We start from the raw sequence: 13,176 nt of genomic DNA on the forward strand, positions 1-13,176 counted from the left end.
CTGAACATGGTTATCGGGATCGATTTGGGCACTTCTGGCGTCAAAGTGGTGCTGCTGGATGCGCAAGGGCAGGTTATCGCGGTGGAAACCTCACCGTTGCAGGTGTCGCGTCCGCAGCCGTTATGGAGCGAACAAGATCCCGAAAGCTGGTGGCAGGCCACGGATATTGCTATGCAGGCGCTGGCGCAGCAGCACGATCTCAGCGAGGTGAACGCGATTGGCCTGAGTGGCCAAATGCATGGCGCCACCTTGTTGGATGCCGACCATCAGGTGCTGCGTCCCGCTATTTTGTGGAACGACGGGCGCAGCAGCGAGCAGTGCCGTGAACTGGAGCAGCGTGTGCCCGATTCGCGCCAGATCACCGGTAACCTGATGATGCCGGGCTTTACCGCACCCAAATTGCTGTGGGTGCAGCAACACGAACCAGAGGTTTTCGAGCAGGTAGCGAAAGTCCTGCTGCCGAAAGATTATCTGCGTTGGCGCATGAGCGGTGATTTCGCCAGTGACATGTCTGATGCGGCGGGCACGATGTGGCTGGATGTGGCACAGCGCGACTGGAGTGATGCCATGCTGAGCGCCTGCGATCTCAACCGCAGCCAGATGCCCACGCTGTATGAGGGCAACCAGATCACCGGCACCTTATCGCCAGAGGTCGCCGCGCGTTGGGGGATGAAGGCGGTGCCGCTGGTGGCGGGTGGTGGGGATAATGCTGCGGGCGCAGTCGGCGTGGGTATGGTGTCGCCGGGGCAAGGCATGCTGTCGCTCGGTACTTCCGGCGTCTACTTCCTGGTAAGCGATGGCTATCTTAGTAATCCGCAGCGCGCGGCGCACAGCTTTTGCCATGCATTGCCCAATCGCTGGCATTTGATGTCAGTGATGTTGAGTGCCGCCTCCTGCCTGGATTGGGCGGCGGCGTTAACGGGCTGTGCCGATGTGCCCGAATTGCTGGCGGAAGCCGAGAAAGCGAACCTTGATGCCGCACCCGTTTGGTTCCTGCCGTATCTCTCTGGCGAACGCACGCCGCATAACAACCCGCAGGCGCAGGGCGCCTTTTTTGGCTTAACCCATCAGCATGGCCGGCCAGAGCTGTCACGTGCCGTGCTGGAGGGCGTGGGTTTTGCACTGGCAGAAGGCATGGAAGCGGTGCATGAGTGTGGCGTACAGCCGCAAACGGTGATGTTGATTGGCGGCGGGGCGCGCAGTGCCTATTGGCGGCAGATGCTGGCGGATATCAGCGGATTAACGCTGGATTATTGCCACGGCGGTGAAGTGGGTCCGGCACTGGGCGCGGCGCGGTTGGCACAATGGGCGATTGATCCGCAAAGCAAGTGGCCGGAGCCGGAGTTAGTCCAGCGCCATCAGCCCGATAACGCACGCCATCGCGCCTATCAGCCGCAGCGTGAGAAGTTTGCGCAGCTGTATCAGCAGCTCCAACCGTTGATGTCCTGATTTGGTTAAGTGATGGCCGGATTGGGTCGTGGGTTTTGGTTTTATTCCGCTATGATGGACAAGTTGGGTTGGTTTTTTATGGCCTGAATTGTCCTTAGCGCTCTCCCGTTATCAGGGTGAGAAGATATCCATAAAGGCTGAGGCAGCAGCAAAGCTATGTCGGCTCTCGGCTTGTTCTTCTCTGCCATGAAGAGGCTGTGAGCAAAACACATCACCCAATCTGGAGCCTTTGATGCCGCAGCCTGTTTATTTCCTGGTTCTTCCTGGCGTGATGGCGCTTGATCTCACTGGCCCGGCGGAAACTTTGCAGCTGGCAGATGGCTTCTTTGCACTGCATTACATTGGTCCGCAAGTCAGCGTGCGCTGCTCCACCGGCATGACGATTGCGGATATCGCGCCGCTGCCTGATAGCCTGCCCGATAATAGCTTGCTGGTGGTGCCTGGCGTCTACGATTCCAAAGTCTGGTTCGACACGGCACCCGCCGCCGCCGCGCGCGAGTGGCTTCGCTCACAGCAGTCTGCCATCCATTCTAAGCGTATCACTTTAGTGTGCATCTGTTCCGGGGCGCTGCTTTCGGCGCAGGCCGGACTGCTTAACGGCGTACAGTGCACCACGCATCACGATGTGTTGCCACGACTGAAAGCCGCTGCGCCCGCGGCGTTAGTTAAAGATAACCGCGTGTTCGTGGAAGATCATGGCATCTGGACCAGTGCAGGCATCACGGCGGGTATTGATCTGGCGTTGCATCTGATCAACCGGCTGTGCGGTGCGCCGCAGGCACTGAAGGTGGCGCGGGAGATGGTGGTGTGGTTCCGCCGCTCGGGTGACGATCCACAACTGTCGCCGTGGCTGCGTTATCGCAACCATCTGCACCCTGCTATTCATCGCGCGCAAGATGTCATGATTGCTCATCCTGAAAACGACTGGTCGCTGACGGCACTAGCGGAGCGCGCGCACGTCAGCGAGCGCCATCTCACACGTCTGTTCCGCCAGCATCTCGGCATCAGCGTACGTGAATACCATGAACAGCTACGCCTGGTGATTGCGCGGCAGCGCCAGCAGCAGGGTGAAGCCGCTGAGAAAGCCGCACTGGCGGCCGGATTTTCCTCGGCACGCCAGTTACGGCGCGCGCATCAGCGCTGGGACGATCAGCTCACCAGATGATGTTTATCCACGCGTTTTAGCAACATCGCCAGCAACAAGCTGCCAATTAACGTGACGCCAAATACCCACGGTAAGTCGATCCATGGGCGTGCCATGTTGTCGTAATGGTTGGTGCGCAAGAAATGAATAAACAGTGCATGGAAGCCATAAATCGGCAGCGAGTAGCGCGAGATGGTCGCTAACATCGGTAATGTTCGATGATTGAGCACATTCTTGAACAGCACCAACAAGCTGATGGCGGCGATAAACACCAGCGGGCCGCAGTAGAGATACCAGGTATCGTTGAAGGCGCCGTTGATCTTCAGCATCTGTTTGGTCCCGAGCGTAATCCCCATCCAGCAGACGATAAAGCCCAATCCCGCCAGCCAGCTGATGCCACGTTTATCGGTTTCCATGCAGCCAATCGCCCGCCCCAGTAGTGCATACAGCAGATAATAGATGCTGTCGCCACTGACATAGAGATTCACCGGCAGCCAGTGAAACGGCCCGAGTGACTGGCTAACGGTATTCGGATTGGCCAGCACCGCCAACACCACAACCAACAGTGCCACGTAGCGCGGTTGCACGTTTTTCACCTGAATCAGCGGTGATAACAGATAGATGCCGATAATGGCGAAGAAAAACCACAGGTGATAGAACACCGGTTTTTGCAGCAGCTTCAGCAGCGAGCGGCCTTCGCTGATCGGCGTTAGCCAAGTGATATAGGCCAGTGCGACTGCGCTATAGAACAGTAAACACAGCACGATGCGCAGCAGATGTCGCCCTTGTGCGCTGCGTTCACCGAAGAACAGGTAGCCTGAAATCATGAAGAATAGCGGCACGCAAACGCGTGACGCCGAGTTGAGCAGGTTGGCCACATCCCAACTGATGCCGGTGACCGCCATCGGGCCGGTGATATACCAAGTGGTGGTATGAATAACGATCACCATCAGACAGGCGACCGCACGCAAGTTATCGATCCAGTGTATTTTTTGCGACATGGCTTCCTCGTGCATGAACTGTGCAAAAGGGTAGCCAGTGAGCAGCGCGTCAACAACCTTTGGAACTGAAATTCGGATCACTCTTGGTGAGTTAAGAGTGGTTTTCGTAGGGTGCGCATTTATGCGCACCGGATGACCAGGTCGCCATAAATGGCGACCCTACGACAGTTTGTTTGACTCAATCGCGTACTAAAAACTTCTCGATCACCGCCTCGTCCGGCTCTACACCCAGACCTGGCTCACTTGGCAGCCACGCGTAACCCTCAGCGATGCGCACCGGATTCTTCGCCAGCGAACGGCTGATTTCACCCGGTTCAACGCAATACTCCATCACCAGCGCGTTCTCAATCGCGCACAGGAAATGCAGCGAGGCGGCGGTATTGATGTCGGTGGTGAAGTTGTGGTTACACACTTTACGACCACGGCTGTGCGCGTAGCTGGCGATCTCCATCGCCTGAGTAAAGCCAGTGCGCGTCAGGTCGATTTGCACGATGTCGATGCCGCCTTCATCAATCAGGCGCTGGAAACCCACCACCGAACACTCTTGTTCACCGGCGGCGATATGCTGCTGACACGCGGCAGAGACCTGACCGTAACCGGCATAGTTATCCGGGTGCAGCGGCTCTTCAATCCAGAACAGGTTGAGATGCTCATAGCGCTGGCTGCGGCGCACAGTGGTTTTGGCATCCCAGACGTGACCGACGTCGAGCATCAGATCGACGCTGTCACCCATTGCCTCACGCAGCGCTTCCAGATAGCGCAGATCCATGGCTTCATCGGTGCCAAACGGTTCCCAGCCAAATTTCACGCCAGTGTGTCCGGTGTCGATGGCGTGTTTGGCGCGCGCCACGGTCTCTTCGACGCTGTACTGGAACATGTTGGAAGAGTAAACGCGCATCTTATCGCGCATCGCGCCGCCCAGCAGTTCAACAATCGGTTTGCCGAGCGCTTTACCTTTGATGTCCCACAGGGCGATATCAATCCCAGCCATTGCCTGCAACACGGCGCCGCTGCGACCATAATAGATGGTGGCTTTGTGCATCTTCTTCCACAGGCGACCGATCTCCAGCGGGTTCTCGCCGATCAGCAGCGACTTCAGGCCCGTCACCATAGTGTGGGAATAAGGTGCTTCAATAATGGCTTTGGTGACATACGGGCTGCCATCGACTTCACCCCAACCGGTGATGCCCGCATCGGTGGTGATTTTGATAAGCAGCGCATCCTGGGAGCTATCTGTACGCTGCTCAATAACCGGCAGGCGCAGATAAAACGCCTCAACGTTGGTGATCTTCATCGTGGTTTTCCTGGTGTAAAGGCAATCAATAAAGCATCAGCCCACAGCGGAACGCTGCTGTCGGCGCTGCGTAATCAAAGTCTCGTAGTCCACATCCAGTGCCTGAATGCGGATGTGGTTTTCAATCTCACCGGTCATCTGCGCAATATCGCCCTCGGCGAACACGTTGATCAGCCGCTGGTGTTCTTCAATGATGTCACTCATCGATTTGCCCATGGTGGAGAGGCCGAAAATCACCGTCAGCTGGCGCGCAATCGACTCCCACAAATTGCTCAGGACCGGGTTGTGGGCAAAGCTGCACAGCGTGCGATGAAAATCGGTGTCCGCCGAGGCAAAGCCATACACATCATCGTTTTGCATCATGGTCTGCATCTGCGCCACGCCCTGATAAAGCTGCGTCAGTTGCTCAGTGCCATTACGACCTGCTTCAATGGCGCGGCGACAGGCCAGCGTTTCCAGTGGGATACGCACATCGATAATCTGCTCCAGCCGCTGATGGGAGATCTCCATCAAACGGATGCCTTTATACGGCTCGCTGGTGACGATGCCTTGGCTCTCCAGAATGCGCAGCGCTTCACGAATCGGAACGCGGCTCATGCCGAGCTTGGCGACCAGATCCGGTTCGGCGATGCGGTCACCGGGTAAAATCAACCCGCGTGAGGCGGCGCTGAGAATGGCGTCTACTGCATGATCGACCAGCGTGCGCGGACGCGCGGCCTGCCAGTTGCCGTCGGTAGCGGCTTCCTGCGCCAGCGGTGCGCTGTTTTTACGGCTTGGGGTAGATGATTTTCCTGCCATGGTGATTGTCCTGTTTATACCTGCCGGGTCACGAACTGGCCAAAGCCGGGTTCAACCTGCATCTGGCCATCCTGGAATACCGTGACACCACGAATAAGTGTGCGCACCACTTTACCCTGACAGCGCATCCCTTCAAATGCGCTCCACTTGCCGAGCCCCTGAAATTTTTCCCCCTCAACGGTCCAGCTTTGTTGCGCATCGATAAACACCAAATCGGCATCAAAGCCAGGTGCAATCGCCCCTTTTTTGCCCCACAGCTGGAAGGCTTTGGCGGGGCCGCTGGCGGTCATGCGGGCAAATTCGGTAAGGGCCAGACCGCGATCGATATGCGCTGCGCTGAAGAACATTGGACTCAGCGTTTCCACCCCGGTTAGCCCCATTCCGGCGTCCCAGATGCTGGCTTCACCGGCTTGTTTCTGTGCCGGCGTGTACGGGCAGTGGTCAGAGGCGATCATGTCGACGTCACCGCGCAGCAGCAGCTGCCACAGCGCATCGACCACTGGACGTGGGCGGATCGGCGGGCCGCAGCGCGCATTCGGTCCGATGCGCACCAAATCGTCTTCATCCAGAATCAGATAGTGCGGACAGGTTTCGAAACTGGCGCGCACCTTACTTTTGGCGGCGACGATAGTTTCGGCGGCGCGTGCGGAGCTGACGTGCACGATGTGGCAGCGTGCGCCGGTCTCTTCCGCGACCGCCAAGACACGACCCACGGCTTCGATTTCGGCGATTTCTGGCCCGGCCAGCGCATGCGCGCGGGTATCTTTACGACCGGCGCGGCGCAGTTCGCTACCTGCGCCGATCAGGATGTCGTGGTTCTCGGCGTGAACACCAATCAAGCCATCAAAGGTTGCCAGCTCTCGCATTGCACGCAGCAGGCCATCGTCGTCGAGGCGCGGTAAGCCTTTTTCGTCAGTGGCTTCGCCGTTGGGTGCACCGCTGCACAGGAATGCTTTGAATGCCAGTGCCCCAGCCTGATCCAGCGCCGCTAGCTCGTGCACGTTGCGCCCGTCCAGCCCGGCCCACATGGCGTAATCCACCGAGCTATTTTCAGCCAGCCAGCGCTGCTTGGCGGTGAAGTTGTTCAGCGTGGTCGCGGGCGGTAGTGAGTGCGGCATTTCGACAATGGTGGTGACGCCATGCGCAGCCGCACCGCGCGTGCCTTCGCGCAACTCCTGCTCGGGGAAATCATGCGAACCGGTGAAATGGGTATGTACATCAATGGCACCGGGCACGATAAGTAGCCCCTTCGCATCAATGATCTCATCGGCACCCGCAGTCATGGCACCGGGTGTTAACATGCCGCTGATTTTGCCATTTTCAATCAGTAGATCAGCAGGCGCGGTGCGGGTTTCGGTGACGACCAGTCCATTAATAATTAATGTTTTCATCTCTCTACTCCTGCCTGCGTCACCAGTGCGAGATAGGGCACGGGTTGAGAAGGGTCGAGCCAGCCAATGTCACTCAAGAGCTGGCTGAAGTGGTTGAAGTCGGCTTGTGAAATCTCGCCACTCATCGCAAAGACGTGGGCTTGCTGATAGGCGGCTAAACCGGTGATCAGCGCATCGATCGGATAATGGGGATAAAAGTGCTGCACCTGCGCTGCCAGTGCTTCAGCATCATGCGTGGCGATCCACGCCAGCGCCTGCTGAATGGCGCGTGAGAAGGCAGCAAAGGAAGCGGCTTTCTCAATAAGCACATCGGCACGCGCGATATAGGCACTCCACGGCACATTGCCGCACAGCGAGGCCAGACTGCTGATGCTGGCTAACTGCCCAGCCGCAATCGCGGGTGCCAGCATGTGCATGGCATGCAGCGCGTAATCGGCATCGCCTGCGGCCACGGCGGCGAAATCCTGCACCTGATCGCCACTGCCCGCAATCAACTCAACCTGATCCAGCAAACCGTGCTTTGCCAGCAGCCAGCGAAAGGTCAGTGTCGCGGTGCCAACATTCCCGACATCCAGCACGCGTTTGCCGCACAAATCGTCGAGCTGAAAATCCGGTTGTGCCTGCGCGGCCGCCAGAAACCACGGATTAGCGGCGACCGAGGCGCAAAAGCACTGCAACTCAGCGCCGTGCTGCTGGAAGTGCTTCATCACCACCATCGGGCCGCCCAGCGTGAGATCGGCATCGCGGTTCAACACGGCAGGGACCTGACCACCTTGCACGGTATGACCGCCCGAGGCGCTGGTGGTGAAGGTGACCTGCAACTGCTCAGCAGCAAACAAGCCGAGGCTCTCGGCCAGGTAGTGGGCGCAGTAATAGATGCGCGATTCGCTGGCATCACCCTGATTAAAAATTAACGTCTGCATCAGTTGCGTGCCTCCGTGACAAAACTGCCGTTAAGTGCGGACATGTCGCTGACGCCGCACCAGTGGCTGATGGCGGTGATTTCATTGATCCAGCCGGAAAGCAGATTGAACACTGCGCTTTCGCCACCGGCCACCAATGCACTGATGATCGGTCGCACGCTGAGAGACAGTGAGGCACCCAGACAACGTGCCACTACCGCATCGCTACCGCAGCGCACGCCGCCGTCCAGCAGCAGCGGCAGGCGAGTGACCGCCTGCAAATCGGCGAGCTGGTCGACTGGCGTGGCCCAACGCGCACTTTGGCGCAGGCCAATATTCGACGCGATGATGCCGCTCACACCGTGCTGTGCAGCCGGTGCCGCATCGTCATGATGCAAAATGCCTTTTAGCCACAGTGGCAGTTGACGCGCAGCGCAGTGTGCGGCCACTTTGTCAATTTCCTGCCAGCGCCACACCGGAAAGGCAGGCAAGGGTTCCACGCCCGGTTGCGTGCCGCCGACGGTATGCCAGCCCCGCTGTTTTAATGCATCGCCAATCGAGAATCCGCCCGGCTGTAAGCCCGGCACCGGATGCACCGGTGCCAGCACGGTGAGAACGATATTTTTGAATCCGGCTTGTGCAGCCTGATCAATTAAATCTTTGATACGCCCAACATCACCCGCCGCGCGCAGTTGTAACCAGCAGCGGTCATACTCCTCGCCAATCTGCTCCAGCGGCGTGACGGTCTCTTCGGAGACCACCAGCGGCAGCTGCAGGCGTTTGCAGGCGCGCGCAATCGGCAGCAAACCCTCTTCATGAAAGAGACGGTCACCGGCAAAAGCGCCAACGCCCAGCGGGGCCGACCAGCTTTGATTGAGCAGCGTGGTCTGAGTGCTGATTGCCTCATTACCCTGCAGTACACGCGGCAGCAAGCGAAAACGGCGCAGTGCCTGCTGATTGGCATCGGGTTCGCCCGTTAGCGCATCCGCAGGCTGGCCCTGCATATAGCGGAACAGCGCATCGCCAAGACGTTCACGAGCGGCAAGATCATGCGTTGGCATGCTGGGCCTCCGTGACCTTTTCATGTTCCAGGAAGGTGGCAAAGGCCGGTGTTTTCGGATTCTGCAAAATGGCCGGTGGCCCTTCTTCAATCAGCGTGCCGTTCTGCAGGAACACCACGCGATCGGCCACGCCCGCCGCGAAGGCAATGTCATGGGTGCTGATGATCATGGTGATGCCGGTTTGCGCCAGGCTGCGCATAGTCTGATTCACTTCACGCACCAGCTCAGGGTCGAGCGCTGAGGTCGGTTCATCAAACAGCAGAATTTGCGGTTCTGCTGCCAACGCACGGGCGATGCCGACACGCTGTTTCTGCCCGCCGGACAGCTCATGCGGCAGCGAGGCGGCGAAATCCTGCAATCCGACCATCTTCAGGGCGCGCATTGCTTTAGCACGGGCGATTTCGGGCTGGGCACCTTGCACGCGTAGCAGAATACTCATCACGTTTTCCAACGCGGTGAGGTGATCGAACAGCGCGAAGTGCTGGAACACGATACCGATGCCGGATTTGGCGCGGTTAGCCGGCAGATGACGGGCAGCCAGAGGGCGGCCATTTTCATCGCTACCCATAAAGTGGCCTCGGTCTGGATGGTGCCGCTGCTGCGTGGCGTGAGCGCTAGAATTGATTTAAGCAGAGTACTTTTACCGGAGCCGGAACGACCGAGTAGTACCACCACTTCGCCACGACGCACGGTCAGCGACAGAGATTTCAGTACCGCTTTACCGGCGTATTCGACGCACAGGTTGTCTACTTCCAGCACCGGCGCGGCGGTTTGTTTATCCCAGCGACGTTTCGGCAACTGCATGGCCATCACGTCCGCTTCTGGCGGGAGTTTCGCCAACCGAGCACGGGCACGGCGCGCGCGTTCGTCGAGGTTATAGAACTTCTCCAGCCACCATTGACCGCCCGCCAGCAGCGTAGAGAGAATCAGGTAAATGCCGCCCGAGGCCACTAGCACCGGAATGAACAAGAAGTTCTGCGACACAATCGCCTGGCCGCGCATCGTCAGTTCGTTGACGCCAACCACCGATGCCAGCGAGGTCGATTTCAGCAGGCCGACGGTTTCATTGCCCATGGTTGGCAGGATGGCGCGCAGCGCTTGCGGAATCACCACGTGGATCATCTCTTTGGTGCGCGAATAGCCAAAGGCCTGTGCTGCCATGCTCTGATCGCGATCGGTAGCCATAATGCCGCCGCGAATAATCTCGGCGCAGAAGGCGGTTTCATTAATCATCAACGCCAGCAGAGCGCTGGTGAACGGGCTGAAACGCAGGCCGAACTCTGGCAGCACGTTGTAGAGCAGAATCAGCTGCAGCAGCACCGGCGTGCCGCGCAGCAAATAGATGTACGTTTTCACCGGCACGCGGATAAACCAGTGCTTAGAGGTGCTGGCTAACGCCAGGAAAAAGCCAATCAAAATGCCGCCTGCCAGTGCACCAATCAGCAGCTGGACAGCGATGACGGCTCCTTCCCACAGGTAGGGGAAGGTCAGGTACTTCAGAAAATCATCCAAGGCGTTATCTCCCTCAATGCGATCGCTTGGGTTGCTCGGGTAGCCGCAACCCAATTGATCTGACTGAGTTTATGCATTAACCACGTGCAACAACCGGGCGTTCAGCAGCGCTGCCCTGACCCCAGTAATCCAGCAATTTCTTCTGCGCACCGCTCTCCTGAATCACCTTCATCGCATCCATTACCGCGCCACGCAAAGTGGCGTTGTCTTTGGCAATGGGGAAGCCAACCATGATTGGCAAGTCAACGGTGAAACCGCTTTCCAGCGTTTTGTCGGCTTTGGCGATAGCGATGGCGGAACCGGCTTCAGTCAGGTAGATATCGGCACGACCACTTTTCACGGCCTGAATGCTGTTGTCGGTGTTTTGCACCATCAACATGCTGACTTCGGGCTTACCGGCGGCGGTGCATTTGGCGCTCTGCTCAGGCACCAATTTGTTGGCTTCGTAAGAACCCGCAGCGGCGGCCACGGTTTTGCCACACAGGTCATCAACGGTGGTGATCTTCTTCGGGTTGCCCTTCGCCAGAATCGAGCCATCCTGCACCTGCATTGAGGCGACAAAAGCGATCTGCTTCAGGCGTTCATCCGTGACATACAGCATCGGGCCAATATCCGCACGACCGCTGGTGATCGAGGTCAACAGCACATTGAATGAACCGGTTTGATAGCTATGTTTAGCGCCGAGGCAGCTGCTGATACGCTCGAACAGTGAAGGGTCCAGCCCTTCGATAATGCTCGGATCTTTCTCCGACGGGGCTTCAAAACCTTTGGTGTAGCCGCCAAGGCCGACGACCAGATCTTTGCCTTTCAGCGAAGGATATTTGGTTTGCAGTGCTTTGCACTGTGCCATTGCCGCGAAGTCGCTAGCCGTTGGCGTGATCGGGTCAGTGCTGGCGGCATGGGCGCCGGAAAGCCCAGCCAGTAAGGTGCCGGTAATGCCAGAGATAAGTAATGCGATGCGTGCAAATTTCATAATAAGGTTCCCCTGGTGCTGGTGAATGTGTAAGCGATGACCTTGTGTTTTATGAACGTCTTTACGGCTTTTATAGGTACTGCGACTTCAATAACCTCTTGCAACATCAACCTGGTTGCGCAGTGGATGGCCGCTGCGGAAACGCACCAGGTTGTCGATAAATACTTCAAGACAGCCCTCAAGATAGGCACTGTGATCGTCCAGGCTGCAGTGCGGTGTCATCACCACGCCTGGCGTGCTCCACAGCGCATCGTCCACTGGCAGCGGCTCCTGCGGATAGACATCCAGCACTGCACCGGCCAGTTCACCGGCGCACAGTTTTTCGCGCATCGCGGTGTAGTCGAACACCGCGGCACGACCGACAATCACGATGCCCGCGCGGGCAGGCAACAGGTCGAGCCGGCGACGGTCAAACAGCATTGCTGTCTGTGGCGTCAGCGGCAGCGTCGAGACCAGCACATCCACCTGCGGTAACACTTCGTCGATGGCGTCCATCCGGATACAGCGCGCCACGTCGCATCGCACTGGCCGCTGCGCGTCACGCCAATCACGCGATAGCCTTGAGCGGTCAGCAGTTTGGCCGCCGCCGCACCGATACCGCCGACGCCGAGTAGCATGACGGTTTTGCCACGCGCGCAGCCGCCGAAGGTTGGACGCCACAAGCGCTGGACCTGATCCTGCAGAAAACCGGGAATGCCAAAGTTGAACATCAGCGCCGCCATCAGAATGAACTCGGCACCTTTGTCGCCGTGTACGCCGGAGGCATTGGTGAGCGTCACGTCCTGTGGCAGATGCGCCAGCCACTGCTCAACGCCAGCGGACATCACCTGCACCCACCTGAGGCGCGGTGCGCTGAAGGTGTCGAGCGCCAGTTTGCGTCCGCTCCAAAGCAGATCGCAGTTAGCGAGGAAAGTGGCGGTTTGTTCAGAATCGCTGTTTTCCGTCAGGGTGAAATGGCTGCGTAATATGGGGTGCGCATCAAGATGCTGTTGCAGTACGTCCCGTGACAAATGCAGGGCCTGCGGTGCGCTGGCGTCGTTTTCGATATGGATATGCATTAGCGCATCGCCGTGACTTCCATCTCGACCAGCAGGTCAGGATGGTTGAGTTGAATGCCGACGGTGGCGCGTGCCGGGAACGGGAACTGGAAGAACTCGCTGTAGGCGGCGTTCATCTCACTGAAAGTACTGAGGTCGGTGAGATAGATCGTCACGCGCACTACGTTATCGAAGGTCATCTGTGCTTCGCTCAGCAGGTCGCCGACGTTTTTCAATACCTGACGCGTCTGGCTGGCGATGTCATTGCCCTTGATCTCGCCGCTGTAGGGGTCAATCGCCACCTGGCCGGAGATAAACAGCATCGGTTCGTGCAGTACGGCGGCGGAGAGCGGAGCCGGGCCCATTGGGCGGTCACTGGCATTCATTCTCGGATAAGCAATTGCGGTCTTCATGGTGAAATTCCAAGCAAAACTGTTTCACCGCAATTTCGTATACGATTATACAAGTGTCAATGCGCGATTTTTGACCATTGGGTCGAAAAGGTGATATGTGTCACGTAATAGGATTTGGTTATATTGCGTTTATTTGTATGAAATTTAAGGGTTAATTAAATTATTACAAATGGCGGGATCGTGCTTGGTTGAATCGTATAC

The 13,176-nt window shown here is 57.9% G+C and carries 14 protein-coding genes; 2 read left to right on the forward strand and 12 right to left on the reverse strand.

The annotated features are described in order from the left end of the window. Positions 1–6 precede the first annotated feature (6 nt). Together xylB and HA51_RS05655 are read left to right on the forward strand one after the other, a co-directional pair. The gene (gene xylB / locus HA51_RS05650; protein ID WP_084932978.1) at positions 7–1,449 is read left to right on the forward strand and encodes a xylulokinase; all 1,443 of its coding nucleotides are present in this window, start codon (positions 7–9) and stop codon (positions 1,447–1,449) included. Positions 1,450–1,681: 232 nt separating this feature from the next. Then, the gene (locus HA51_RS05655) at positions 1,682–2,614 is read left to right on the forward strand and encodes a GlxA family transcriptional regulator (RefSeq protein ID WP_084932983.1); all 933 of its coding nucleotides are present in this window, start codon (positions 1,682–1,684) and stop codon (positions 2,612–2,614) included. On the opposite strand, the gene HA51_RS05660 is transcribed toward HA51_RS05655, so the two are convergent. The 12 genes from HA51_RS05660 to HA51_RS05705 form a co-directional block, all read right to left on the reverse strand. Further along, entirely contained in the window at positions 2,599–3,594 is a 996-nt protein-coding gene (locus HA51_RS05660; protein ID WP_084932986.1) for an acyltransferase, read from the reverse strand. The genes HA51_RS05655 and HA51_RS05660 overlap by 16 nt on opposite strands. A 178-nt stretch (positions 3,595–3,772) precedes the next feature. Next, a complete protein-coding gene (locus tag HA51_RS05665) occupies positions 3,773–4,888 on the reverse strand; it encodes a mandelate racemase/muconate lactonizing enzyme family protein (RefSeq protein WP_084932989.1) in 1,116 nt (371 codons plus the stop codon). Positions 4,889–4,924: 36 nt separating this feature from the next. Then, the gene (locus HA51_RS05670; RefSeq protein ID WP_084932991.1) at positions 4,925–5,686 is read right to left on the reverse strand and encodes a GntR family transcriptional regulator; all 762 of its coding nucleotides are present in this window, start codon (positions 5,684–5,686) and stop codon (positions 4,925–4,927) included. Positions 5,687–5,700: 14 nt separating this feature from the next. After that, positions 5,701–7,077: a dihydroorotase gene (locus HA51_RS05675; protein WP_084932994.1), complete on the reverse strand. Its 1,377-nt coding sequence runs from the start codon at positions 7,075–7,077 to the stop codon at positions 5,701–5,703. Then, positions 7,074–8,000: an ABC transporter substrate-binding protein gene (locus HA51_RS05680; protein WP_084932997.1), complete on the reverse strand. Its 927-nt coding sequence runs from the start codon at positions 7,998–8,000 to the stop codon at positions 7,074–7,076. Before HA51_RS05680 ends, HA51_RS05675 begins: the two co-directional genes overlap by 4 nt. Next, a complete protein-coding gene (locus HA51_RS05685) occupies positions 8,000–9,040 on the reverse strand; it encodes an alpha-hydroxy acid oxidase (protein ID WP_084933000.1) in 1,041 nt (346 codons plus the stop codon). The genes HA51_RS05680 and HA51_RS05685 overlap by 1 nt, the downstream gene beginning before the upstream one ends. Continuing rightward, the gene (locus HA51_RS27655) at positions 9,027–9,530 is read right to left on the reverse strand and encodes an amino acid ABC transporter ATP-binding protein (protein WP_281253418.1); all 504 of its coding nucleotides are present in this window, start codon (positions 9,528–9,530) and stop codon (positions 9,027–9,029) included. The genes HA51_RS05685 and HA51_RS27655 overlap by 14 nt, the downstream gene beginning before the upstream one ends. Beyond that, positions 9,479–10,552 carry an ABC transporter permease subunit gene (locus tag HA51_RS05690; RefSeq protein WP_281253419.1) on the reverse strand — a complete coding sequence of 358 codons (1,074 nt, stop codon included), beginning with the start codon at positions 10,550–10,552 and terminating at the stop codon, positions 9,479–9,481. The genes HA51_RS27655 and HA51_RS05690 overlap by 52 nt, the downstream gene beginning before the upstream one ends. A gap of 76 nt (positions 10,553–10,628) precedes the next feature. Beyond that, a complete protein-coding gene (locus HA51_RS05695) occupies positions 10,629–11,525 on the reverse strand; it encodes a transporter substrate-binding domain-containing protein (protein WP_084933004.1) in 897 nt (298 codons plus the stop codon). Between the two features lie 87 nt (positions 11,526–11,612). Then, on the reverse strand, positions 11,613–12,020 hold the full coding sequence (locus HA51_RS27470) for an NAD(P)-dependent oxidoreductase (RefSeq protein WP_245840174.1): 408 nt from the start codon (positions 12,018–12,020) through the stop codon (positions 11,613–11,615). Continuing rightward, a complete protein-coding gene (locus tag HA51_RS27475; protein WP_245840175.1) occupies positions 11,960–12,583 on the reverse strand; it encodes an NAD(P)-dependent oxidoreductase in 624 nt (207 codons plus the stop codon). Before HA51_RS27475 ends, HA51_RS27470 begins: the two co-directional genes overlap by 61 nt. After that, the gene (locus HA51_RS05705; protein ID WP_084933006.1) at positions 12,583–12,975 is read right to left on the reverse strand and encodes a RidA family protein; all 393 of its coding nucleotides are present in this window, start codon (positions 12,973–12,975) and stop codon (positions 12,583–12,585) included. The genes HA51_RS27475 and HA51_RS05705 overlap by 1 nt, the downstream gene beginning before the upstream one ends. Positions 12,976–13,176 lie beyond the last annotated feature (201 nt).

This window comes from Pantoea rwandensis (genome assembly GCF_002095475.1).
In the GTDB taxonomy this organism is placed as follows: Bacteria; Pseudomonadota; Gammaproteobacteria; order Enterobacterales; family Enterobacteriaceae; genus Pantoea; species Pantoea rwandensis.

What these genes read in the sequence shown, in the direction of transcription:
- xylB (WP_084932978.1), top strand. Translation starts at nt 7, where the DNA reads ATGGTTATCGGGATCGATTTGGGCACTTCTGGCGTCAAAGTGGTGCTG.
- HA51_RS05655 (WP_084932983.1), top strand. Translation starts at nt 1,682, where the DNA reads ATGCCGCAGCCTGTTTATTTCCTGGTTCTTCCTGGCGTGATGGCGCTT.
- HA51_RS05660 (WP_084932986.1), bottom strand. Translation starts at nt 3,594, where the DNA reads ATGTCGCAAAAAATACACTGGATCGATAACTTGCGTGCGGTCGCCTGT.
- HA51_RS05665 (WP_084932989.1), bottom strand. Translation starts at nt 4,888, where the DNA reads ATGAAGATCACCAACGTTGAGGCGTTTTATCTGCGCCTGCCGGTTATT.
- HA51_RS05670 (WP_084932991.1), bottom strand. Translation starts at nt 5,686, where the DNA reads ATGGCAGGAAAATCATCTACCCCAAGCCGTAAAAACAGCGCACCGCTG.
- HA51_RS05675 (WP_084932994.1), bottom strand. Translation starts at nt 7,077, where the DNA reads ATGAAAACATTAATTATTAATGGACTGGTCGTCACCGAAACCCGCACC.
- HA51_RS05680 (WP_084932997.1), bottom strand. Translation starts at nt 8,000, where the DNA reads ATGCAGACGTTAATTTTTAATCAGGGTGATGCCAGCGAATCGCGCATC.
- HA51_RS05685 (WP_084933000.1), bottom strand. Translation starts at nt 9,040, where the DNA reads ATGCCAACGCATGATCTTGCCGCTCGTGAACGTCTTGGCGATGCGCTG.
- HA51_RS05695 (WP_084933004.1), bottom strand. Translation starts at nt 11,525, where the DNA reads ATGAAATTTGCACGCATCGCATTACTTATCTCTGGCATTACCGGCACC.
- HA51_RS27470 (WP_245840174.1), bottom strand. Translation starts at nt 12,020, where the DNA reads ATGGACGCCATCGACGAAGTGTTACCGCAGGTGGATGTGCTGGTCTCG.
- HA51_RS27475 (WP_245840175.1), bottom strand. Translation starts at nt 12,583, where the DNA reads ATGCATATCCATATCGAAAACGACGCCAGCGCACCGCAGGCCCTGCAT.
- HA51_RS05705 (WP_084933006.1), bottom strand. Translation starts at nt 12,975, where the DNA reads ATGAAGACCGCAATTGCTTATCCGAGAATGAATGCCAGTGACCGCCCA.